This window comes from Streptomyces sp. R-07, from assembly GCF_049913175.1.
Lineage (GTDB): Bacteria > Actinomycetota > Actinomycetes > Streptomycetales > Streptomycetaceae > Streptomyces.
This window is the reverse complement of the sequence record NZ_CP183978.1, coordinates 5,494,635-5,515,676: the sequence shown is the minus strand read 5'-3', so window position 1 is coordinate 5,515,676 and position 21,042 is coordinate 5,494,635. Positions and strand designations below refer to the sequence as shown.

General features: G+C 72.6%; 21 protein-coding genes. 14 read left to right on the top strand and 7 right to left on the bottom strand.

From position 1 onward, the window contains the following. The first annotated feature begins 1 nt into the window (after position 1). From ACN9M0_RS25500 to ACN9M0_RS25490, 3 genes are all read left to right on the top strand, one after another. Complete coding sequence (locus ACN9M0_RS25500) at positions 2-781, top strand: ABC transporter permease subunit (protein WP_366036080.1); 780 nt, start codon at positions 2-4, stop codon at positions 779-781. 298 nt (positions 782-1,079) lie between these two features. Then, entirely contained in the window at positions 1,080-2,285 is a 1,206-nt protein-coding gene (locus ACN9M0_RS25495; RefSeq protein ID WP_426404277.1) for an ATP-binding cassette domain-containing protein, read from the top strand. Then, entirely contained in the window at positions 2,282-3,115 is an 834-nt protein-coding gene (locus ACN9M0_RS25490) for an ABC transporter permease (RefSeq protein ID WP_366036082.1), read from the top strand. The genes ACN9M0_RS25495 and ACN9M0_RS25490 overlap by 4 nt, the downstream gene beginning before the upstream one ends. A 17-nt stretch (positions 3,116-3,132) precedes the next feature. On the opposite strand, the gene ACN9M0_RS25485 is transcribed toward ACN9M0_RS25490, so the two are convergent. Then, a complete protein-coding gene (locus ACN9M0_RS25485; RefSeq protein WP_366036083.1) occupies positions 3,133-3,459 on the bottom strand; it encodes an ATP/GTP-binding protein in 327 nt (108 codons plus the stop codon). Between the two features lie 198 nt (positions 3,460-3,657). On the opposite strand from ACN9M0_RS25485, the gene ACN9M0_RS25480 reads away from it, so the two are divergent. Then, the gene (locus ACN9M0_RS25480; protein WP_366036084.1) at positions 3,658-4,692 is read left to right on the top strand and encodes an LLM class flavin-dependent oxidoreductase; all 1,035 of its coding nucleotides are present in this window, start codon (positions 3,658-3,660) and stop codon (positions 4,690-4,692) included. Positions 4,693-4,918: 226 nt separating this feature from the next. Here the strand turns inward: ACN9M0_RS25480 and ACN9M0_RS25475 are convergent, their stop codons facing one another. Further along, positions 4,919-5,311, bottom strand: coding sequence for an SCO5389 family protein (locus ACN9M0_RS25475; protein WP_015036224.1), 393 nt, complete (start codon positions 5,309-5,311; stop codon positions 4,919-4,921). A gap of 282 nt (positions 5,312-5,593) precedes the next feature. On the opposite strand from ACN9M0_RS25475, the gene nucS reads away from it, so the two are divergent. Then, a complete protein-coding gene (gene nucS / locus ACN9M0_RS25470; RefSeq protein ID WP_366036085.1) occupies positions 5,594-6,265 on the top strand; it encodes an endonuclease NucS in 672 nt (223 codons plus the stop codon). A 79-nt stretch (positions 6,266-6,344) separates the two neighbouring features. On the opposite strand, the gene ACN9M0_RS25465 is transcribed toward nucS, so the two are convergent. From ACN9M0_RS25465 to ACN9M0_RS25455, 3 genes are all read right to left on the bottom strand, one after another. Continuing rightward, a complete protein-coding gene (locus ACN9M0_RS25465; RefSeq protein WP_426404276.1) occupies positions 6,345-8,939 on the bottom strand; it encodes an ATP-binding protein in 2,595 nt (864 codons plus the stop codon). 218 nt (positions 8,940-9,157) lie between these two features. Beyond that, entirely contained in the window at positions 9,158-9,481 is a 324-nt protein-coding gene (locus tag ACN9M0_RS25460; RefSeq protein ID WP_041131268.1) for an STAS domain-containing protein, read from the bottom strand. 126 nt (positions 9,482-9,607) lie between these two features. Then, a complete protein-coding gene (locus tag ACN9M0_RS25455) occupies positions 9,608-10,456 on the bottom strand; it encodes a 3-hydroxyacyl-CoA dehydrogenase family protein (RefSeq protein ID WP_426404275.1) in 849 nt (282 codons plus the stop codon). A 242-nt stretch (positions 10,457-10,698) separates the two neighbouring features. On the opposite strand from ACN9M0_RS25455, the gene ACN9M0_RS25450 reads away from it, so the two are divergent. The 3 genes from ACN9M0_RS25450 to ACN9M0_RS25440 are packed head-to-tail and all read left to right on the top strand — an operon-like array spanning position 10,699 to position 13,632. After that, complete coding sequence (locus ACN9M0_RS25450; RefSeq protein WP_426404274.1) at positions 10,699-11,631, top strand: EamA family transporter; 933 nt, start codon at positions 10,699-10,701, stop codon at positions 11,629-11,631. After that, positions 11,628-12,434, top strand: coding sequence for a hypothetical protein (locus ACN9M0_RS25445; protein ID WP_366036089.1), 807 nt, complete (start codon positions 11,628-11,630; stop codon positions 12,432-12,434). Before ACN9M0_RS25450 ends, ACN9M0_RS25445 begins: the two co-directional genes overlap by 4 nt. Before the next feature lie 46 nt (positions 12,435-12,480). Then, positions 12,481-13,632: a cysteine desulfurase family protein gene (locus ACN9M0_RS25440; RefSeq protein WP_426404273.1), complete on the top strand. Its 1,152-nt coding sequence runs from the start codon at positions 12,481-12,483 to the stop codon at positions 13,630-13,632. Positions 13,633-13,673: 41 nt separating this feature from the next. Here the strand turns inward: ACN9M0_RS25440 and ACN9M0_RS25435 are convergent, their stop codons facing one another. Continuing rightward, positions 13,674-14,312, bottom strand: a complete 639-nt coding sequence (locus ACN9M0_RS25435; protein WP_366036091.1) for a TetR/AcrR family transcriptional regulator — start codon at positions 14,310-14,312, stop codon at positions 13,674-13,676. A gap of 105 nt (positions 14,313-14,417) precedes the next feature. On the opposite strand from ACN9M0_RS25435, the gene ACN9M0_RS25430 reads away from it, so the two are divergent. Genes ACN9M0_RS25430 through ACN9M0_RS25420 form a run of 3 tightly spaced genes read left to right on the top strand, consistent with a single transcriptional unit; the run spans position 14,418 to position 16,538 of the window. After that, a complete protein-coding gene (locus tag ACN9M0_RS25430; protein ID WP_366036092.1) occupies positions 14,418-15,191 on the top strand; it encodes an ABC transporter ATP-binding protein in 774 nt (257 codons plus the stop codon). A gap of 10 nt (positions 15,192-15,201) precedes the next feature. Next, entirely contained in the window at positions 15,202-15,951 is a 750-nt protein-coding gene (locus tag ACN9M0_RS25425; RefSeq protein ID WP_366036093.1) for an ABC transporter permease, read from the top strand. A 14-nt stretch (positions 15,952-15,965) separates the two neighbouring features. Then, positions 15,966-16,538 carry a cob(I)yrinic acid a,c-diamide adenosyltransferase gene (locus ACN9M0_RS25420; RefSeq protein ID WP_366036094.1) on the top strand — a complete coding sequence of 191 codons (573 nt, stop codon included), beginning with the start codon at positions 15,966-15,968 and terminating at the stop codon, positions 16,536-16,538. On the opposite strand, the gene ACN9M0_RS25415 is transcribed toward ACN9M0_RS25420, so the two are convergent. After that, positions 16,455-17,078, bottom strand: a complete 624-nt coding sequence (locus ACN9M0_RS25415) for a hypothetical protein (RefSeq protein ID WP_426404272.1) — start codon at positions 17,076-17,078, stop codon at positions 16,455-16,457. The genes ACN9M0_RS25420 and ACN9M0_RS25415 overlap by 84 nt on opposite strands. Positions 17,079-17,215: 137 nt before the next feature. Here ACN9M0_RS25415 and ACN9M0_RS25410 point away from each other — a divergent pair, with 137 nt between their 5' ends. The 3 genes from ACN9M0_RS25410 to ACN9M0_RS25400 all read left to right on the top strand — a co-directional run bounded on the left by ACN9M0_RS25410 (position 17,216) and on the right by ACN9M0_RS25400 (position 21,018). Beyond that, complete coding sequence (locus ACN9M0_RS25410) at positions 17,216-18,412, top strand: sensor histidine kinase (protein WP_366036096.1); 1,197 nt, start codon at positions 17,216-17,218, stop codon at positions 18,410-18,412. Next, positions 18,409-19,047 carry a response regulator transcription factor gene (locus ACN9M0_RS25405; protein WP_366036098.1) on the top strand — a complete coding sequence of 213 codons (639 nt, stop codon included), beginning with the start codon at positions 18,409-18,411 and terminating at the stop codon, positions 19,045-19,047. The genes ACN9M0_RS25410 and ACN9M0_RS25405 overlap by 4 nt, the downstream gene beginning before the upstream one ends. 210 nt (positions 19,048-19,257) lie before the next feature. Further along, positions 19,258-21,018: a glycosyl hydrolase family 18 protein gene (locus tag ACN9M0_RS25400; protein WP_399696139.1), complete on the top strand. Its 1,761-nt coding sequence runs from the start codon at positions 19,258-19,260 to the stop codon at positions 21,016-21,018. Positions 21,019-21,042: the final 24 nt, after the last annotated feature.

The window sequence follows — 21,042 nt, the reverse complement described above, 5'->3', positions numbered from 1 at the left end:
GATGGCAGCGGCAACCGCGGTCCTGCAGTCCGAGTGGACCAAGATCCGGACGGTGTCGTCGACCGTCTGGACGCTGGCGAGCGCCCTGTTCGTCACGGTGGCGATGAGCGCGGCGCTGTGCGCCCTGTTCAAGTCGACCTTCGACGATCTCAGCGACGTGGAGCGGGCCACCTTCGACCCGACGTTCGCCAGCTTCTCCGGGATGATCCTCGGCCAGCTGGCCATGGTGGTCTTCGGTGTCCTGGTGGTCGGCACCGAGTACTCCTCGGGCATGATCCGCACCTCGCTCGCGGCGGTCCCGCAGCGCGCCACCTTCATCTTCTCGAAGATCGCGGTGGCCGGCGTCCTCGCCCTGGTCGTGGGCCTGGCGACCAGCTTCCTCTCCTTCTTCCTCGGCCAGGCGCTGCTCGGCGAGCACCGCACCACCCTCGTCGCGGACAACGTGCTGCGCGCGGTGGTCGGCGGTGGCCTCTACATGGGGCTGATCGCGATCTTCTCGATGGGCGTGGCGACGATGCTGCGGTCCTCGATGCTGTCGCTGGGCATCCTGGTGCCGTTCTTCTTCCTGATCTCGCAGATCCTCTCGGCGGTGCCCAAGGCCAAGGAGGTCGCCAAGTACTTCCCCGACCAGGCCGGCTCCAAGATCATGCAGGTGGTGCCGGACGCGATGGGCTCGGAGAAGGCGCCGTACGGCCCCTGGGGCGGCCTCGGGATCATGCTGATCTGGGTGGTGGTCTCGCTCCTCGGCGGCTATCTGGTGCTGAAGAAGCGGGACGCCTGACCCCCGCCGCCGCCAAGCGCCCGCGCGGGACGCTGCCTGACCCCCGCCGCCAAGCGCCGGCGCGGTACTCCTGACCCCCGCCGCCAGGCGCCCGCGCGGGACGCCTGACCCGTCGGCCCTTCCTCGCGCGTCCCCTGGGGGAGAACCCCGAGATTTCCCCCGGGGGCGGCCCGGAGACTCTCTCCGCTTCGCCGGAACCGTCAACGGCTGGATAAGCTCCTAGCTCATACGGGGGGCTCCGGCCGACGGCCGCCACGCCCCGACATGGATGCGACCGACCTGTCGATGGGGCTGGAGAATGATCGAGGCAGTCGGCCTGACGAAGCGCTACGGCGCCAAGACGGCCGTGTACAACCTTTCCTTCCAGGTGAGGCCCGGTGTCGTCACCGGGTTCCTGGGGCCCAACGGGTCCGGCAAGTCGACGACGATGCGCATGATCCTGGGGCTCGACCGCCCCACCGCGGGTCATGTCACGATCGGCGGCCACCCCTTCCGGCAGCTGCCGAACGCGCCCCGGCAGGTCGGCGCGCTGCTCGACGCCAAGGCCGTGCACGGCGGCCGGAGCGCGCGCAGCCATCTGCTGTCGCTCGCGCAGCTGGCCGGCATCCCGGCGCAGCGCGTCGACGAGGTCCTCGGCGTGGTCGGCCTCCAGGACGTCGCCAAGCGGCGCTCGAACGGCTTCTCGCTCGGCATGGGGCAGCGGCTCGGCATCGCGGCGGCCCTCCTCGGCGACCCGCAGGTGCTGCTCTTCGACGAGCCGGTCAACGGCCTGGACCCCGAGGGCATCCTCTGGGTGCGGAACCTGATGAAGAAGCTGGCCGCCGAGGGCCGCACGGTCTTCGTCTCCAGCCACCTCATGAGCGAGATGGCGCTGACGGCGGACCATCTGATCGTGATCGGCCGGGGGCAGCTGCTCGCGGACATGAGCGTCACGGACTTCATCTCGGCGAACTCCGCCGACTTCGCCCGGGTGCGGAGCCCGGGGACCGAGCCGGCGCAGCGGGAGAAGCTGAGCTCGGTGCTCATGGAGGCCGGCGGCCAGGTGCTGTCCGAGCCGGACGGGGCGCTGCGCGTCACGGGCCTGCCCCTGCCGCGGATCAGCGATCTGGCGCACGGCGCGGACGTACGGCTCTGGGAGCTGTCCCCGCACCAGGCGTCCCTGGAGGAGGCGTACATGCGGCTGACGCAGGGCGCCGTGGACTACCGCTCCACCGACGACCGCCTCGCCCACCTCCAGCCGCCCGTGCACCCCGGGCAGCCGGGGTACGGGCTGCCGCCGCAGCCGCAGGTCCATGAGGTGCCGCAGCAGGGCTGGTACGCCCCGCCGCCGCCCGGACAGAACCCGTACGGCGCCGCTCCGCAGGGCTCCTACGCCCCCGCGCCCGGTCCGTACGCCGGGACCCCGCAGGCCCCGCAGACCCCCGCGCCGGGTCCGTACGCCCCTCCGGCCGCTTCGCAGCCGGGCCTCCCGCAGCCGAGCGACACCCCGAAGGACGCCCGATGACCGCCCCCGCCCACCACCACGCCCCGGCGCCGCACGCCTACGTCTCCCCCATCCCGGTCCGCGCCGCGCACCTCGGTGACGCGCTCGCCTCCGAGTGGACGAAGATCCGCTCGGTGCGTTCGACGATGTGGACGCTGGGGGTGATGGTCCTTCTGATGGTCGGCATCGGGATCGGCGTCGCCGCCATCGCCGCGGCCTCCGACGCCCCGATGGGCGAGGAGTCCGCGCTCGGCTTCGGCTTCTTCGGGATGCTGCCGGCGTCGATCTGCGTGATCACGCTGGGCGTCCTGACGATCGCCTCCGAGTACGGCACGGGCATGATCCGTACGACCCTGACGGCCTGTCCGAGCCGGGCCCGGGTGCTCACGGCGAAGGCGCTCGTCTTCTTCCTGCTGGTCTTCACGCTCACCACCGTGGTCACGACGCTCGTGGCGGTGGCCCAGGTCGCCATGGTGGACGCGACCGAGCCGACGGCCGCCGAATGGCTGCGGGCGACGGTGGGTGCGGCCGCCTATCTCGCGACGCTCGGGCTGCTCTCGATGGCGGTCGGCACGCTCATCCGGCACTCGGCGGGCGCGATCACCGTGATGATCGGTCTGCTGCTGCTGCCGCTGGTGGCGGCCATGTTCATGTTCTCGCAGTCGCTGAAGCCGGTGCAGGAGTTCCTGTTCACCTACGCGATCCCCTCACAGATGATCGCGCTCTACAGCGAGCGTCCCCCGTTGGGCGACTCGGGCCCGGCGGGCTGGGAGCCGCTGCTGATCATGGCGGCGATCGCGGCGGCGGCGCTGGGCGGCGCGTTCGCCCTGCTGAACAGCCGGGACGTGTAGGACGGTACTCCCGGGGCTCAGTACCTCGGCGCGTTGCGGGACCGCTGCACCCTGCTGGTGCGGCGGTCCTTCGCGTTCCAGCAGGCCTTGTGCCAGTGCCGCCGGTCGTCCACTCCGCCCCACTCCGGCCAGGCGACCACGTGCGGGGCGCCGGACGGGATCTCCTGGTCGCAGCCCGGGCAGCGGTAGCGCTTGCCCGGTGCGCTCGCACCCGCGACGAGCCGGACGAACCACTCCTCGCCCTGCCAGCTCTCGGTGCGCTGCACACCGCCGTACCGGTCGCCGTGATCGCCCTGCTGCTCGGGCTTCTCGCCGCCTCGGGAGCGGTTGTGACGCGGGGACACGGGCACACCTCACAGGGTCTGGGAACACGGACCGTTCCCTCCAGCCTACGGGCCGCCACGCGGTGCCCCGGGCCCCGTCCGGGACGGCTTAGCCGAAAATCGCAAGAACTTCATGAACGGCCGTTGCCTTTGGCACGTGTCAGACGTTGATGCCAGTGCGAGGGGAGATACGCGTCGGCCGCAAGGAGGCAGAAGGCGATGCGCGTGGGTACGTTCGTTCTGGCAGCCCAGTTCCCGGGCCAGGGCCAGGGGGAGGCACTGCACCGGGCGGTGCGGACCGCCGAGGTCGCCGAGGAGGCGGGGCTCGACTCGGTCTGGCTGGCCGAGCACCACTTCGTGCCGTACGGGGTCTGCCCCTCGGCCGTGACCCTGGCCGCCCTGATCCTCGGCCGCACCCGGCGGCTCCGGGTCGGTACGGCGGTGAGCGTGCTGCCGACCGTCCATCCGGTCGCCCTCGGCGAGCAGGCGGCGCTGCTGCACCTCACCTCGGGCGGCAGGTTCACCCTGGGGGTGGGCCGGGGCGGGCCCTGGGTCGACCTGGAGGTCTTCGGCGCGGGCCTGCCGGCGTACGACAAGGGCTTCCCCGAATCGCTCGACCTGCTGCTGCGCTGGCTCACCGAGCCGCGCGTCGGCGCCCAGGGGGAACGATTCGCTTTCCGTGAGGTGCCAGTGGTGCCCCGCCCCGACGAGCTGATCGGCGGAGCGGCCGCACCCGAGGTGGTGGTGGCCTGCACCTCGCCGAAGAGCGTGCGGCTCGCGGCGGAGCGCGGACTGCCGATGCTGCTCGGCATGCACTGCGGCGACGAGGACAAGGCCGAGATGGTCGCGGCCTGGGCGCGGTGCGCCCGGGAGGCCGGGCGGGACCCGGACGAGATCGCGCGGATCGGGGCCGGGCACGTCTCGGCGGGAGTGGCCCAGCTCGCGGACCGGGGGGCGGACGCGGCGGAGGCCCTGGTGAAGGCGATGCCGGGCTGGCTGCGGCAGGGGCTCGACGCGCACGTGACGGTGGACGGCCGGCACCGGTCGATGCGGGACCCCGTCGCGTACACGGAGCTGCTGTGCGGACTGCACCCGGTGGGCACGCCCCGACTGGCGGCGGACCGGCTCGCGGCGACCGCGGAGCGTACGGGCATCACGCGCTTCGCCCTGCTCGCGGAGGGCTCGGGCGACCTCGCGGCGACCGAGGAGAACGTCCGGCGCCTGGGCGCGGAGGTCCTGCCGCTCCTGGTGTGAGAGCGTTCACCGCCTGTCCCGGCGTGAGAGCGTTCACCGCCCGTCCTTGCGTGAGAGCGGTCACCACCCGTCCTTGCGTGAGAGCGGTCACCACCCTCGCGGTCCTCATGCTGTTCATGACCTTGGCGTCCGGGACCGTGCTGCCGCTCCCGCACCAGTCGGCGGCGATGCGCGTCGGCGCGCATCGATCGCCTTCTCCCGCGATGCGGAGCGGCAGCACCATGTCTCAGCAGTCGCGCAGTTCCGGCGACTGGTTCAGCAGCTGTCCCCGTACGGACGTGAAGCGGGCGAGCCGCTCGTCCACCGACGGATCGAGCGGGAAGACCGCCACACGGTGGCAGTTCTGGAAGGCGAGACGCACCCCGAAATGCCGCTGCAGCGCGCCACGAATGGCATCGCTCGCGAGCGCGCGCAGCAGCTGACCACGTGCCTGCTCATTCGGCGGCGGCGTCTGGTTGTCGGCGAACTCTCCGCCGTCGACCTTCAGCTGTGCCACCAGAGAACTGATCATCTCCCATGCGTAGGGCAGGGAGGTCCGGACGCAGTCGACGAAGTCGGCTTCGTCGACCTCGCCTCGCTCGGCCTGTTCCAACAGTGCCGGTGAGACGTCGAGCGACATGGGTTCTCCTCTCGCGACCCCGCGGACGGGGTCTTGCGGGCAGGGACGAAGGCCGGCCGTGCGCCACGCAGCGTGCACGGACGACGACCTCCAGCTTCCACGGTAAGCGCGCAGTCCGGGCCGCACCAGAAGAATGGGCACACAACCGGCTGATAACCGACGGGTGTTCGGCTCACGACGACCCCCGGCCGACCCCTGGCCGACCCCCGGCCGCCTCCCCGCCGTCTCCCGGACGACGCCCGAATCGCGCGGAAGAGCGCCCGTCTTGTAGCGTTGCGGACCATGCGTCTCGTCATTGCCCGTTGCTCCGTGGACTACGCGGGCCGGCTCACGGCCCACCTGCCCTCCGCCCCCCGTCTGATCCTGGTCAAGGCAGACGGCAGCGTCTCGATCCACGCGGACGACCGGGCGTACAAACCGCTCAACTGGATGTCGCCGCCGTGCACCCTGAAGGAGGGTGCCGACGGTGAGGCCGGCGTCTGGACCGTGATCAACAAAGCGGGCGAGAAACTGATCATCACGATGGAGGAGATCCTCCACGACTCCTCGCACGAACTGGGCGTGGACCCGGGTCTCATCAAGGACGGCGTCGAGGCGCACCTCCAGGAGCTGCTCGCCGACCGCATCGAGACCCTCGGCGAGGGCTACACCCTGATCCGCCGCGAGTACCCGACCGCGATCGGCCCCGTGGACATCCTGTGCCGGGACTCCGACGGCGCGACGGTCGCGGTGGAGATCAAGCGGCGCGGCGAGATCGACGGCGTCGAGCAGCTGACCCGCTACCTGGAGCTGCTCAACCGCGACCCGCACCTGGCACCGGTGAGGGGCGTCTTCGCGGCCCAGGAGATCAAGCCGCAGGCGCGGGTCCTCGCGACGGACCGCGGGATCGGCTGCGTGGTCCTCGACTACGACGCGCTGCGCGGCATCGAGGACGACAAGCTGCGGCTGTTCTGACGTCGGCGGGAGTACGAGTACGGGGACGGCCCCGGGCGCGGTGAGCGCCCGGGGCCGTCGCCGTGTCGCGGTACGGGGGTCAGGCGGACGGCTCCGCGCCTGCGGAGGTCTCGGACGCGGAGGGCGCGCCGAGGGTGGTGGTCTCGCCCGTCATGGGCGGGGTGGTCGACTCCGTCGGCGCGGTCGTGCTCGGCTCCGGCGAGGGCGTCGCCGACGAGGTGGTCGGCTTCGGAGAGCTCGTCGTGGGCTTCGGGCTGGAGCTCGTCGGGCGCGGCGGGCGCGTGGTCGTACGCGGGCTCGTCGGCGGTGCCGTCGTCGTCGGGGGAGCCGTGGTGGTCGGGCTGTCCGAGGACGAGGGGGTGCCGGAGGTGCCGGGTGTGCCCGAGCTCGTCGGGCCGGACGGCGAGGCGCTGCCGGAGCCGGACGGGCTCGGCGAGTCCGAGTGGGTGGCCTCCCCCGTCTGCGCCGGGTCGGCCTCGCCCTCGGCCGGCGGCTCCTCGCCGTCGAGGCCGTCGTCGGTGCCGCTCTCGCTCGAGGTGCTGTCGGAGGTGACGCGGTCGGTGGCGGGGTTCTCGCCGTTGCCCGAGGTGGCGCCGAGGGTCACGACGGTGCCGAGGACCGCGACGAGCAGCGCGCCCGCGCCGACCGCGACGAGGTTGCGGCGGGCGCCGCTGAGGATGCCGCCCTTGAGGCCGGGGCGGCGGCCGTCCCTCCCGGCGGTGGCGGGGCCGGCGACGAGCGTCGGGCCCTCGTCGGCGAAGTCGGGGAACGCGGGCACAGGGGCCGCCGCGGGGGTCCGGACGGGTCCGCCCGGCAGCGGGGCCGTGAGGGGCTCCTTGCTCATCAGGGCGGGGCGGGCGGCCGGGCCGCGCAGGGCGGGGGTGCCGCGCGGCGGGGAGACGGGCTCCTCGGGGAGGGGCGCGGCGGCGTGCTCTCCGGAGAGGTCGGCGACGAGCGCGAGCGCCCTGCGGCCGGCGACGGTGCCGCGCTTGTCGGCGAGCACCCCGCGCATGGCGATGGAGGCCTCCAGCTCGGCGCGGGCGCGCTCCAGGTTCCCGGCGCAGATCGCGAGGACGCCGAGCTCGTGGTGGAAGTAGGCCTCCTCGGCGACGTCTCCGGTGAGCCGGGCGGCTTCCTGTCCGGCGCGCAGGGCCCGCTCCCATGCGCCCCAGTGCAGTCCTGCGGCGAAGGCGGGCGCGGCGGCGCGGGCGAGGAGGACGGCGGTGGTCCGGTGCTCGGCGTCGGTGGCGGCCCCGGCGCCGGGGATCAGGGTGGTGAGGGCGGCGAGCAGGGCGTCGGACTCGGCGGCGGCCCGCTCGGGGGTGACGGAGGGGTGGGCGGCCCACCAGGCGTAGTGCTGGGCGACGGTGTGGGCGCGGTCGGCGGCCTCGTGCTCGTAGCCGTGGGCGAGGAGCTGGGTGAGGACGCCGGTGGCGAGGCGGTAGCGGGGGCCGACCGGGGAGAGCAGTCCGCAGGCCACGAGTTCGCCGAGGGCGGCGTCGGCGTGGGTGTCGCCGACGAGGGCCGGGAGGTGCGCCTGGTGCGGGACCTCGCCGCCGAGGGCGACGGCGAAGCGCAGGGCGGTCTGGGCGGAGCGGCTGAGGCGGGAGGCGAGGAGGGCGGCGGGGGCGGCGCCCTCGCCGAGGCTGGGCAGCGGTATCTCGCGCAGTTCGACGTCGGAGTCGTCGACGCCGTCGAAGGCGGCGGCTGCGGCGGCCGCCGCGGCGGCGGGGTCGGCGGGCCCGAAGGCCTCTTCGAGGGCGCCGAAGGCGTCGAACTCGGCGGGGGTGACGCGCAGCCGGTCGCGCTGCCGGAGCAGGGCACCGGCCTGGACGAAGCGGAGCGGGAGGCCTTCGGACTCGAACCACAGGTCGCCGGCCCAGTTGGCCTCCTCGTCGGTGAGGGGGCGGCCGACGGCGCTCTCCAGGAGCTTCAGGGCGGCGCCGCGGCCGAGGCCGGCGAGGAGGATCTCCTCGATGTGGGCGTCGGCGGAGGGCGCGGGCGTGTCGGGTCCCGCGGCGAGGAGGAAGGCGCACTCGGGGGCGGCGGCGAGGAGCTCGTCGAGGGCGGCGCCGCCGAACTCGAGGTCGTCGACGACGACGACGGCGCCGATGTCGCGGGCCCGGTCGAGGAGGGTGTCCCGGTCGGGGCGGTGGCCGGGGGCGTACCGGACGGCGGTGAACAGCTCGTGGAGCAGCTCGGTGGGGGTGCGGTGGTGGCCGGAGAGGCGGACGACGCCGTCGGGGGCGAGGCCGGCGCAGTCGGCGGCGACGGCGTCGAGGAGGGCGGTGCGGCCGGATCCGGGGGCGCCGGTGAGGCGGGCGGAGCGGCCTCCGCCGAGGATGCCGGTGAGCCGCTCGCGCTCCTCGTGGCGTTCGAGGAGGGGCAGCTCGGGCGCGGCGGGGCCCGGCGGGACGGGCGGGGCGGCGGCGCGGGCGGCCTCGGCGCGCTCGTCGGGGGTGCGGGGCCGGGGGGCGGCCGGTTCCTGCCCGGGCGGGCAGGGTTCGATCTCGCTGCCGTCGACGGGGTTGACGGTGAGGAGCAGTTCGCCGGAGACGAGCCGGACGACGCGGGCACGCGTGGGCGCCGGCGCGGGCACGCCGCGGCCCTGGCGGGCCTCCTCGCCCTCGGTCTCGTGACCGTACTCCTCCGACCCAGGGTTGATCGGGTCCATGGTCCAAGCTCCCAAGAAGCGGTGTCCGGTGCCCGCCGGGTGATTCCGTCCGTGTGCAGGCGGGTCCGTCAATGTGCGGGCGACCGAACCCTAGACCGTGGTCAGACGCTCGGGAACAGCCGGGGTGCTCCCGAGACCAAGACGTCACGGTCTCGTGAGGATTGAGCGTGACGCCTGGTCCACACAGCTGCTTCACACACGGCGGGGCCGGGGAGGAGTCATACGCGGGGCAGGGACTCCAGGGCGAGGCCGCCCTCGATGGCGAGGATGCGGTGCAGCCGGGTGGCGACGAGGAGCCGCTGCATCTGGGGCGGCACCCCGCGCAGGACGAGGCGCCGGCCGCAGCGGCCGGCCCTCCGGTGGGCGCCCATGATGACGCCGAGTCCGGTCGCGTCCCAGGAGTCGAGGCCGGTCAGGTCGAGCACCAGGTCGCCGACTCCGTCGTCGACGGCCGTGTGCAGGACCGTGCGGGCGTCCGCCGCGCTGCGGACGTCGAGGCGGCCCCCGACGACCAGCTCGACGTGGTCGCCCCTGATGTGCATATGCGCTCCCCGAGAGTGCTCCGTCTTCGCAACAACTGACTGCCGCACGGGCAGATACGTTGCGCCTTGTCAGCGAACCGATACCTGAATTCACCCCACGGAGTGAGGCGGGGTGGCGGGTCCGGCTCAGTACTTGTAGAAGCCCTGCCCGCTCTTGCGGCCGATGTCACCCGCGTCCACCATCCGGCGCATCAGCTCCGGCGGCGCGAACTTCTCGTCCTGGGACTCGGTGTAGATGTTGTTGGCGGCGTTCACCAGGATGTCGATGCCGGTGAGGTCGGCGGTCGCGAGCGGGCCCATGGCGTGGCCGAAGCCGAGCTTGCAGGCGATGTCGATGTCCCCGGCGGTGGCGACGCCCGACTCGTGGAGCTTGGCGGCCTCGACGACGAGGGCCGAGATGAGGCGGGTGGTGACGAAGCCGGCGACGTCGCGGTTGACGACGATGCAGGTCTTGCCGACGGACTCGGCGAACGCGCGGGCGGTGGCGAGGGTCTCGTCGCTCGTCTTGTAGCCGCGGACCAGCTCGACGAGCTGCATCATCGGCACCGGCGAGAAGAAGTGGACGCCGACGACGGCCTCGGGGCGCTCGGTCACCGCGGCGATCTTGGTGATCGGGATCGCGGAGGTGTTGGAGGCGAGGACGGCGCCGTCCTTGGCGATCTTGTCGAGCGAGCGGAAGATCTCGTGCTTGACGTCGAGGTTCTCGAAGACGGCCTCGATGACGACGTCCGCGTCGGCGACGGCGTCGAGCTCGGTGGTGGCGGTGATCCGGCCGAGCGCGGCCGCGGCGTCCTCGGCGCCGAGCTTGCCCTTGGCGACGAACTTGTCGTACGACGCCTTGATGCCGTCGGTGCCGCGGGTCAGGGCGGCGTCGGTGACGTCACGCAGGACGACGTCCCAGCCCGCCTGTGCCGAGACCTGTGCGATGCCGGAACCCATGAGTCCGGCCCCGATGACGGCGAGCTTCCTGGCCACGATCTTCCACCCCTCAACACCTGTTCACTTCTGGCTCTCCGGCGGAGATTAGCGGTCGCGGGGCGCCATGTGACCGCGAAGTAATGCGCGTCACGCCCTCTTTGACGGACGTCACACTCACGACACCCCCCAGGGGGCCGCGCCGTCCCTTTCGCGCCCCCCTTCGGTCGCGGCATACCCCTAGGGGGTATAGAGTCTTCGGCATCCGTCCGGCGGTCGACGCCTGGAGAGGAGGTGCCGTCATGCGTTCGTACGCCCTCGGAGCCGCGCCCGCCCCGCTGCTGCTCCTCACCGGCATGGTCAGCCTGCAGTTCGGGTCCGCCTTCGCGAAACGGCTCTTCGAGGAGACCGGCCCGGCCGGCGCGACCCTGCTCCGGCTGGTCATCGCCGCCGCCCTGCTCTGCCTGCTGTCCCGGCCGGCACCACGGCTGCTGCGCACCCACTGGCGCCTGCTGCTCCCGTACGGGGCCGTCCTCACCGTCATGCAGTTCGCCTTCTACGAGGCCACCGCCCGGCTGCCCCTCGGCGTCGTCGTGACGCTGGAGTTCAGCGGGCCGCTGCTGCTCGCCGCGCTCACCTCGCGCCGCGCCCTCGACCGGCTCTGGGTCGCGGTCGCGGCCGCCGGCCTGCTGGTGCTCGGCGGGACGCGGGGCATGGACGATCCGGTCGGCCTCGCGGCGAGCCTGCTCACCGGCGCGGCGCTCACCGGATACATCCTGCTCGGCGCCCGCGTGGGCCGCGCGGTCCCCGGCGGCTCCGGCCTGGCGCTCGGCCTGACCGTGGCCGCCGTCCTCGCGCTGCCCACCGCCCCGGTGCTCGGCCTGCCCTCCCCCGCCGTCCTCGTCGACCCGGAGGTGCTCGGGGCCGCGCTCGCGGTGGCGGTCCTGACGACCGTCGTGCCCTTCTCGCTGGAGTTCGCGGCGCTGCGGCGGATGCCGCCGCGGGTCTTCGCCGTGCTGTCGACGGTGGAGCCGGTCATCGCGGCCCTGGTGGGCCTCGCCCTCCTGGGCGAACACCTTTCCCCCGCACAGTGGGCCGCCGTGCTCTGCGTGGTGACGGCGGCGGTGGGCACGGCCGTACCCTCCTCGGCCGCCAGGCCCGATCCAGCCCCACCCGAAGGACCTCTCGCACCGTCCGATCGATCCCCTTCCCGGAAGAACGGAGTGCACAGTTGAACACCCTCGCCACCCCCCGGACCCTCGCCACCCCAGGGACCCTCACCACCCCCCGGACCCGCACGGTCCCCGTACCGCCCCGTGTCGCGCCCCTCCTGGAGACCGTCGACCGCTCGGTCCGCTCGGCGGTCCTCGTCGCGGGCGGCTACTTCGACACGGCCGCCGGCATCGGGGAGTTCTCGCTCAGCTCCTTCGCCCTCGCCCGGGAGACCGGCGCCGCCGCCCGCCGCCTGCACCGCGGCAACAAGGTGGTGTACGACGTCATCGTCAACGACCTCGGCATGTCCTGTTCCGACGAGGTCTGTACGCTGCCGGCCGCCGGCCCCGCCCCGCTCGACCTCGCCCCGCTCACCGCCGCGGCCGCGGAAGCCGGGACCTCCTTCACCGTCACCCGCGAGCGCACCCTGCGCAATCGCGCCGCCCGCGCCATGAAGCGCCGGCTGCGCGAACCGGCGGAGCACCCGCTGTTCACCCTGGAGGGCGACGAGATCCTCTTCCGCTCCCGGCAGTACGCGAAGGTGCTCGCGGGGACCGTCAAGGACGACCACGTCGTACCGCGCTGCCCGCTGATCGTCGCCGAGTACTTCGCCCGCTACTTCGACCGGCTGCGGGCCGCCTTCCCCGACTGCGCCCGCCGTCACGTCGTCGACATCAACTCGCTCGCCGACCGGGACAAGGTGACCAAGGGCGCCGAGATCTACCTCCGGACCCAGGCGGACCCCGACGAGGAGATCGTCCTCGTCTTCGCGGACGCGGCCTGCGCCGACCCGATCGCCCTGCCGTACACCGCGGACGACTTCTGACGGACCGCCACCGACCGGAACCAGGACGAGGACAGGGAGTTCAGGCATGGCCACGATCTATCTCGACCACCAGGCGACCACACCGGCGGACCCGGCGGTCGTCGAGGCGATGAGCTTCGCCGCCACCCACTGCTTCGCCAATCCGTCCAGCCCGCACGCGGCCGGCATCCGTGCCTTCCGCGAGGTCGAGCGGGCACGCGGGGCCGTCGCCCGGCTGATCGGGGCGGCGCGCAGCGAGATCTACTTCACCTCCGGCGCGACGGAGGGCAACAACCTCGCGATCAAGGGGGTCGTCACGCCCGGCGAGCGCCGCCATGTGGTGACGACGGCGGTGGAGCACAAGTCCGTGCTCGACAGCTGCCGTTCGCTGCGGGCGGCGGGGCACGAGGTGACCGTGCTGCCCGTCGACGCCGAGGGCCGGGTCTCGGCGCGCCAGGTCGCGGCGGCGCTGCGGCCGGACACGGCGCTGGTCTCGGTGATGCTGGCGAACAACGAGCTCTCCACCATCCAGCCGGTGGCGGAGATCGGCGCGGTCACCCGGGCCGCCGGGGTGCCGCTGCACTGCGACGCGACGCAGGGCGTGGGCTCGCTGCCGGTCGACGTCCGGGCGCTCGGGGTGGACCTGCTCACCTTCTCCGGGCACAAGATCTACGGCCCGAAGGGCGTCGGCGTGCTGTACGTGTCCAACGGCCTGTCGGACCGGGCCCCGCTCGCGCCGCTCCTGCACGGCGGCGGTCAGGAGCGCGGGCTGCGGGCGGGCACGGTCAACACGGCCGCCGTCATCGGCCTCGGCGCGGCCGTGGGCGTGCTCGCGGCGGGCCGGGAGGAGGAGTCGGTCCGGCTCGCCGGGCTGCGGGACCGGTTCCTGGCGACGCTCGCGGAGCTGGTTCCGTACACGCTGAACAGCGGTACGGGCCCGGGGTTCCTGCCGCACGCGGTGAACCTGTCCTTCGCGGGCACGGACGCCCAGCAGCTGCTCCTGGAGGTCACGGACATCGCCGTGTCGACGGGTTCGGCGTGCAACAGCTCGGCGCAGGAGCCCTCGCACGTCCTGACGGCGGCCGGTCTGGCGCCGGAGCGGATCCGGGGCAGCATCCGGGTGGGCTTCGGCCGCTTCACCACGGAGGAGGACGCCGTCCACGCGGCCCGCGCCCTCGCGGCCGGGGTGTCGGGCCCGGCGGCCCGGGCGGCGGCCTGACGACCGGCGGCGAAGGGCCCGCCCGGGTGCCGGGCGGGCCTTCAGCCCTCGCGCACCGCGTACGTCAGGACCTTCTCGCTCAGCAGCTCCTCGATCTCGTCGAGGAGGACGAGGGCCTCGCGGGAGACGGCGGTCGCCTTGCGTCCGGCGGTCATCTCGCCGGTGATGTAGCCGACGACGGTGTTCTCGATCCAGGCGATCTGGCCACCGACGAGCAGCGGCAGCGGGTCGTCGCCGGCCGCGCCGGTCTCCTCGCGCAGGGTGGTCACGACGGCCTCGTGGACCTGGTCCCGCAGGTGGAAGAGGCGGGCCTTGAGGGTGGGCGCGTGCTCGATGACGTTCATGAAGGCGTCGAAGCCGTCCATGAGTCCGTACGCCGGGGAGACGGCCCCGATGTCCTGGCGCAGCTCGCGCAGGACCGCGTGGGCGGCGGACTCGCCCCGGTCGCGGCCGCGGATCATCCGGGCGAGGCGCAGGGTGACGCCGTCCATCCGGTCGAGGAAGAGGTCCTCCTTGGCCGGGAAGTAGTTGTAGACGGTGTTGACGGAGACGTCCGCCGCCTCGGCGACGTCCGCGACGGTCACGCTCACGAATCCGTGCTCCAGGAAGAGCCCGGTCGCGATGTCCGAGATCCGCTGCTTCGTCTCGCGCTTCTTGCGTTCCCTGAGTCCCTCGGCCATGGCCTCATCCTAGGCTCCCTGAAATTTCGGTGCCCCTGAAATCTTGCTCCGTCTGAAATTTTGGTGACGTTGCAAAATTTCAGTGACTCTGTTTTCGTGGTCGCCATGCCCATCATCAGCACAGCCGGGCTCGCCCGGACCTTCACGACCAGGAGCGGCCCCGTGGAGGCCGTCCGCGGGATCGACCTGACCGTCCGGCCCGGCGAGATCCTCGGACTCCTCGGCCCCAACGGCGCCGGCAAGACCACCACCCTCCGGATGCTCACGACGCTCCTGCCGCCCACCGGCGGTGCCGCCACCGTCGCCGGCCACGACCTCGTCAGGGACCCCGCCGCCGTACGCCGGTGCATCGGGTACGTCGCCCAGTCCGGCGGCCTCGACCCCCAGGAGACCGTCCGCTCCGAGCTCGTCATGCAGGGCAGGCTCTACGGGCTGGACCGGGCCCGTGCGACCGCCCGTGCCGACGAGCTCGCGGCCGACCTCGGCCTCACCGGGCTCCTCGACCGGAAGACCCCGGCGCTCTCCGGCGGCCAGCGCCGCCGGCTCGACCTCGCGATGGGGCTCACCCACCGCCCGGAGGTCCTGTTCCTCGACGAACCGACGACCGGCCTCGACCCCGGCAGCCGCGCCGACCTGTGGGCCCTGGTCCGGCGGCTGCGCGACGAGCACGGCACCACCGTCGTCCTCACCACGCACTACCTCGACGAGGCCGACGCGCTCGCCGACCGGCTCGTGATCGTGGACAAGGGCACGGTCGTCGCCGAGGACAGCCCCGCCGGCCTCAAGGCCGCGCACGGCGTGACCAGCCTCCAGGAGGCCTTCCTCGCCGCCACCGGCCGCGCCCCGGCCCCCGCCGACACCACCCCCGTAGCGGTCTAGGAGACCCGTGATGCTGCTCCACGACACCGCGCTGCTCTTCGGGCGCTACGCCCGCCAGACCCTGCGCTCCCCGTTCCAGATCTTCTTCGGCGCCCTGATGCCGCTGCTCTACCTGTTCTTCTTCGGACCGCTGCTCACCGGCATCCCGCTCGGCCGCGAGGGCGACTCCTGGCAGATCCTCGTCCCCGGCCTGCTGCTCCAGCTCGGCCTCTTCGGGGCTTCGTTCGCCGGCTTCTCGATCATCATGGAGAAGAACTGGGGCGTGTTCGACCGGATGCGGGTCACCCCGGTGAGCCGGCTCGCCCTGCTGCTCGGCCGGGTCCTGCGGGACGCCGCGCTCTTCGTCTTCCAGGCGGTCCTGCTCGTCCTGGTGGCGATCCCGATGGGCCTGCGGGCCCCGGTCGCCGGCATCCTCCTCGGCTTCGGCTTCGTCGCCCTGCTCTCCGCCGCGCTCGCCTCGCTGTCGTACGCACTGGCCCTGAAGCTGCGCACCCCGCAGGAGTTCGGCCCCGCGATCAACACGCTCGCGATGCCGGCGATGCTGCTCTCGGGCCTGATGCTGCCGATGGCGCTCGCCCCCGGCTGGCTCGACGTGGTCTCGCGCCTCATGCCGCTCCGCTATCTGGTGGACGCGGTCCGGGAGGCGTACATCGGCCACTACACGACGCCGACCATGCTGTACGGGGTGCTGGTCGCCCTCGCGCTGACGGCGCTCGCCGTGACGGTCGGCACACGCACGTTCCGGAGCGCCGGTGCCTAACTAGGCTGGACCCCATGGTCAATCTGACGCGTATCTACACCCGTACCGGCGACAAGGGCACCACGGCGCTCGGCGACATGAGCCGGACCGCCAAGACGGATCTGCGGATCTCGGCCTACGCCGACGCCAACGAGGCCAACGCCGCCATCGGGACGGCCATCGCCCTCGGACAGCTCGACGAGGAGCTCGTGAAGGTCCTCGTCCGCATCCAGAACGACCTCTTCGACGTGGGCGCGGACCTCTGCACGCCGGTGGTGGAGAACCCCGAGTACCCGCCGCTGCGCGTCGAGCAGGGCTACGTCGACAAGCTGGAGGCCGACTGCGACCGCTTCCTGGAAGAGCTCGACAAGCTGCGCTCCTTCATCCTGCCGGGCGGCACGCCCGGGGCGGCCCTGCTGCACCAGGCGTGCACGGTGGTCCGGCGGGCGGAGCGCTCCACGTGGGCGGCCCTGGAGGTGCACGGCGAGACGATGAACGCCCTGACCGCCACGTACCTCAACCGGCTATCGGACCTGCTCTTCATCCTTGCCCGCACGGCGAACAAGGAGGTCGGGGACGTGCTCTGGGTCCCGGGCGGCGACCGCTGAGCCGGCCTCCGGGTCCTTCTTCGGCCGGACGAAGTAGCTCAGCGCGATCAGACCGTGGATGCCGACGGCCCGCCAGGCGGCGAACATCCAGCTCCGCAGGCCGTCGGTGTTCCCGTCGTCGCCGACGTACCAGAGGGCGAGGAGCAGCAGGACCGTGGCGATGGCGCCGCCGACCAGCGTGCCCAGCCAGATCCTGCCCTCGTGACGGGCGCGCGCCATGCCGTACTTCGGGGGCTTCGGGGGCGGCGGGGCGCCGCCGAGGCGGTGGGCGGCGTGGCCGTCGAGCCACTTCACGGTGCGGTGGCCGTGGCCGACCGTGTAGCCGATGTACAGCGCGGCGAGGCCGTGCTCCCAGCCGGGTTCGCCGCCGTTCTTGAGGTCGATCGCGGTGGCGACGAGGAGCACGACCTCCAGCAGCGGCTCGCCGAGCAGCAGCGCCATACCCGTCCGGGGCATCTTCAGGAGGTAGCGGGTGGCGAGGCCGGCGGCCAGCAGGACCCAGAAGCCGACCTCGCAGAGCACGATCAGCGTGACGATCACGGCGGTTCCCCTCTCGGTTCCCCTTCAGCGTCCCGTGGGTCCGCGCCCGGTTCGTCGTCGCCGGTGACGAATCGGGCCTACATCCTTCGACGGAGGGACGGATCGGCCGGGGCGAGGAGGTCCCGGCCCGGTGCGGCATGTTGGATGAGTACGTGACAGTCCCCCGCCCGCACCGCGACGACCTGCTCATCGCCGCCACCGGCCTCGTCGGCGGCCTGCTCCTCTGGTCGTTCGGTCTTCACACCCAGGTGGACCGGCTGTTCACCCAGCGCTGGGCGACGCTCGTGCCGCTCGTGGTGATGGCCGGGTGCGAGGCGATGCGCCGGACGGCGCCCAGGGCGGCGCTGACGGTCGGCACGCTCGCGATCGTCGCGGACCAGTTCACGTACGGAAGCCTGGCCACCGTCCTGATGTTCACGGACGTCGTCTACGCGGCCGTCGTGTACGGGCCGACCGCCCACGCCCGCCGCGTCCCGTACTCCACCGGTCTCGTGACGGTCGGGGTGACGATCGGCTTCCTCGTCTGGTGGCAAAACGCGTACGCGCTGCTCGTCGGGGTCATCACCGGCATGATCTCCTTCCTTCCGGCGGTGACGGGCGCCATCGTCCGCAACCACCGCGAGGCGGCGGACGCCGCCCGGCTGCGGGCCGAACAGACGGCGCTGCTCGCCGAGATGGACCGGGCGCAGGCAGTGGTGGCCGAGCGGGCGCGGATGGCGCGCGAGCTGCACGACATGGTGGCGAACCACCTCTCGGCGATCGCGATCCACTCCACCGCCGCGCTCTCCCTCGACGAGCCGGCCACCACCCGGCAGGCGCTGACGGTGATCCGGGAGAACAGCGTGGCGGGTCTCGCCGAGATGCGGCGGCTCATCGGACTCCTTCGGGACAGCAGCGGGGACGCCGAGCCGGGAGCGGTGCCGAGCCTCGACGCACTGGACGGTCTGCTCGCCCGGGCCCGGACGAACGGCTCGTCCGGCGGGCTGGAGTTCGTCCTCCACGACACCCGGCCCGCGGGCGGAGCCGCCCTGCCGGCGCCGGTGGAGCTGGCCGCGTACCGGATCGTGCAGGAATCGCTGGCCAACGCGGTCAAGCACGCCTCCCCCGGTACCGTCACCGTGCGGGTGGGCCGCGGCGACGGGGTCCTGACCGTGGCCGTCGACTCGCCGTACGGGAGGCGGCCGGGGCCGTCGGCGCCCGGGACGGGTTCGGGACTGGTGGGGATGCGGGAGCGCGCGGAGCTGCTCGGCGGGGAGTTCCGGGCGGCGGCCGCGGGAACGGTCTGGCAGGTGCGGGCCGTGCTGCCCGCGGACGAGAAGGCGGGGAACGCATGACGATCCGGGTGGTCGTGGCCGAGGACCAGTCCGCGGTGCGGGCGGGGCTCGTGCTGATCCTGGGCAGCGCGCCGGACATCGAGGTGGTCGGCGAGGCGGCGGACGGCGAGCGCGCGGTGGAGCTGGCACGCGAACTGCGCCCGGACCTGGTCCTGATGGATGTGCAGATGCCCCGGATGGACGGGGTGACGGCGACCCGTCTGGTGGTGTCGGAGGGTCTCGCCGACGTGCTCGTCCTGACGACGTTCGACCTGGACGAGTACGTCTTCGGGGCGCTGCGGGCCGGGGCCTCGGGCTTCCTGCTGAAGGACACGGAGGCGAAGGACCTGATCACGGCGGTACGGACGGTGGGGCGCGGGGAGGGGCTGATCGCCCCGGCGGTGACGCGCCGGCTGATCGCGGAGTTCGCGGCCCCGAGCCGTCCGGCGGCGGACTCCGCCGTACTGGACGTGCTGACGCCCCGGGAGCGGGAGGTGCTGGGGGCGCTCGGCCTGGGTCTGTCGAACGCGGAGATCGCGGTACGCCTCGACATGGCGGAGGCGACGGTGAAGACGCACGTCAGCAAGGTGCTGGGAAAGCTGGAGCTGCGGAGCAGGGTCCAAGCGGCCGTACTGGCGCAGGAGTTGGGGGTTTAGCAGATCTTTGCCGACGTTGGTCTGGACCTCTTGACGATTGGTCCAGACCTTCCTACGCTCGCGGGGCGCGCGCATCTCCACGGACCACCCCCACCTTGTCCGTCCGCAACTTGAGGAGCACCGTTGAGCACTCAAGCACCGACGCGCAGAGCAGGGTTCAGACACCGGACCGCCGCCGGACTGACCGCCCTGATCCTGCCGCTGGCCGCCATGGTCGGCCTCGCCTCCCCCGCCGAAGCCGCCGCCTCGGCCACCGCGACCTACACCAAGCCCCAGGACTGGGGCACCGGCTTCGAAGGCAAGTGGACGGTGAAGAACACCGGCACCACGACCCTCTCCTCCTGGACCGTCGAGTGGGACTACCCCTCCGGCACCGCCGTCACCTCCGCCTGGGACGCCACCGTCACCAGCTCCGGCACCCACTGGACCGCCAAGAACGTCGGCTGGAACGGCACCCTCGCCCCCGGTGCCTCCGTTTCCTTCGGCTACAACGGCACCGGCTCCGGCGCGCCCACCGGCTGTAAGATCAACGGCGCTCCCTGCGACGGCACCAGCCAGCCGGGCGACAACCCGCCCTCGGCCCCCGGCACCCCGGTCGCCTCGAACATCACCGACACCTCGGCGAAGCTCACCTGGACCGCGGCCACCGACGACAAGGGCGTCAAGAACTACGACGTCCTGCGCGACGGCACGAAGGTGACCACCACCACCGGTCTCACCTTCACGGACAGCGGCCTCACCGCGGGCACCGACTACGCGTACACCGTCGTCGCCCGCGACACGATCGACCAGACCGGCCCCGCCGCCGGCCCGGTCGCCGTCCGCACCACCGGCGGAGGCGGCGGCCAGCCCCTCCCGAACGCCGTGAAGATGGGCTACTTCACCAACTGGGGCGTCTACGGGCGCAACTACCACGTGAAGAACATCGTGACCTCGGGCTCCGCGTCCAAGATCACCCACATCAACTACGCCTTCGGCAACGTCACCGGCGGCAAGTGCACCATCGGCGACTCCTACGCCGACTACGACAAGGCCTACACCGCCGACCAGTCCGTCGACGGCGTCGCCGACACCTGGGACCAGCCGCTGCGCGGCAACTTCAACCAGCTCCGCAAGCTGAAGAAGGCCTACCCGAACATCAAGATCCTGTGGTCCTTCGGCGGCTGGACCTGGTCCGGCGGCTTCGGCCAGGCCGTACAGAACCCGACCGCCTTCGCCCAGTCCTGCTACGACCTGGTCGAGGACCCGCGCTGGGCCGACGTCTTCGACGGCATCGACCTGGACTGGGAGTACCCCAACGCCTGCGGCCTGTCCTGCGACACCAGCGGCGCGGCCTCCTTCAAGAACATGATGCAGGCCATGCGCGCCAAGTTCGGCGCCAACAACCTGATCACCGCTGCCGTCACGGCCGACGCCTCCGCCGGCGGCAAGATCGACGCCGCCGACTACGCGGGCGCCGCGCAGTACATGAACTGGTTCAACGTCATGACGTACGACTTCTTCGGCGCCTGGGCGGCGCAGGGCCCGACGGCCCCGCACTCCCCGCTCACCTCGTACGCCGGCATCCCGCAGGCGGGCTTCAACTCCGCCGAGGCGATCGCCAAGTTCAAGGCGAAGGGCGTCCCCGCCAACAAGCTGCTGCTCGGCATCGGCTTCTACGGACGCGGCTGGACCGGCGTCACCCAGGACGCCCCCGGCGGCTCGGCGACCGGCCCCGCGCCGGGCACCTACGAGCAGGGCATCGAGGACTACAAGGTCCTCAAGAACTCCTGCCCGGCCACCGGCACCGTCGCGGGCACGGCATACGCCAAGTGCGGCAGCAACTGGTGGAGCTACGACACCCCGGCGACCGTGAACTCGAAGATGAGCTGGGCCAAGAACCAGGGCCTCGGCGGAGCGTTCTTCTGGGAGTTCAGCGGTGACACCGGCAACGGCGAGCTGGTCGGCGCCATCAACAGCGGCCTGAACTAGCCGGAACGACGAAGCGGGGGACGG

What these genes read in the sequence shown, in the direction of transcription:
- ACN9M0_RS25480 (WP_366036084.1), top strand. Translation starts at nt 3,658, where the DNA reads ATGCGCGTGGGTACGTTCGTTCTGGCAGCCCAGTTCCCGGGCCAGGGC.
- ACN9M0_RS25460 (WP_041131268.1), bottom strand. Translation starts at nt 9,481, where the DNA reads ATGCACATCAGGGGCGACCACGTCGAGCTGGTCGTCGGGGGCCGCCTC.
- ACN9M0_RS25405 (WP_366036098.1), top strand. Translation starts at nt 18,409, where the DNA reads ATGACGATCCGGGTGGTCGTGGCCGAGGACCAGTCCGCGGTGCGGGCG.
- ACN9M0_RS25400 (WP_399696139.1), top strand. Translation starts at nt 19,258, where the DNA reads ATGGTCGGCCTCGCCTCCCCCGCCGAAGCCGCCGCCTCGGCCACCGCG.
- ACN9M0_RS25500 (WP_366036080.1), top strand. Translation starts at nt 2, where the DNA reads ATGGCAGCGGCAACCGCGGTCCTGCAGTCCGAGTGGACCAAGATCCGG.
- ACN9M0_RS25450 (WP_426404274.1), top strand. Translation starts at nt 10,699, where the DNA reads ATGCGTTCGTACGCCCTCGGAGCCGCGCCCGCCCCGCTGCTGCTCCTC.
- ACN9M0_RS25495 (WP_426404277.1), top strand. Translation starts at nt 1,080, where the DNA reads ATGATCGAGGCAGTCGGCCTGACGAAGCGCTACGGCGCCAAGACGGCC.
- ACN9M0_RS25465 (WP_426404276.1), bottom strand. Translation starts at nt 8,939, where the DNA reads ATGGACCCGATCAACCCTGGGTCGGAGGAGTACGGTCACGAGACCGAG.
- ACN9M0_RS25440 (WP_426404273.1), top strand. Translation starts at nt 12,481, where the DNA reads ATGGCCACGATCTATCTCGACCACCAGGCGACCACACCGGCGGACCCG.
- ACN9M0_RS25410 (WP_366036096.1), top strand. Translation starts at nt 17,216, where the DNA reads ATGTTGGATGAGTACGTGACAGTCCCCCGCCCGCACCGCGACGACCTG.
- ACN9M0_RS25490 (WP_366036082.1), top strand. Translation starts at nt 2,282, where the DNA reads ATGACCGCCCCCGCCCACCACCACGCCCCGGCGCCGCACGCCTACGTC.
- ACN9M0_RS25435 (WP_366036091.1), bottom strand. Translation starts at nt 14,312, where the DNA reads ATGGCCGAGGGACTCAGGGAACGCAAGAAGCGCGAGACGAAGCAGCGG.
- ACN9M0_RS25420 (WP_366036094.1), top strand. Translation starts at nt 15,966, where the DNA reads ATGGTCAATCTGACGCGTATCTACACCCGTACCGGCGACAAGGGCACC.
- ACN9M0_RS25475 (WP_015036224.1), bottom strand. Translation starts at nt 5,311, where the DNA reads ATGTCGCTCGACGTCTCACCGGCACTGTTGGAACAGGCCGAGCGAGGC.
- nucS (WP_366036085.1), top strand. Translation starts at nt 5,594, where the DNA reads ATGCGTCTCGTCATTGCCCGTTGCTCCGTGGACTACGCGGGCCGGCTC.
- ACN9M0_RS25430 (WP_366036092.1), top strand. Translation starts at nt 14,418, where the DNA reads ATGCCCATCATCAGCACAGCCGGGCTCGCCCGGACCTTCACGACCAGG.
- ACN9M0_RS25425 (WP_366036093.1), top strand. Translation starts at nt 15,202, where the DNA reads ATGCTGCTCCACGACACCGCGCTGCTCTTCGGGCGCTACGCCCGCCAG.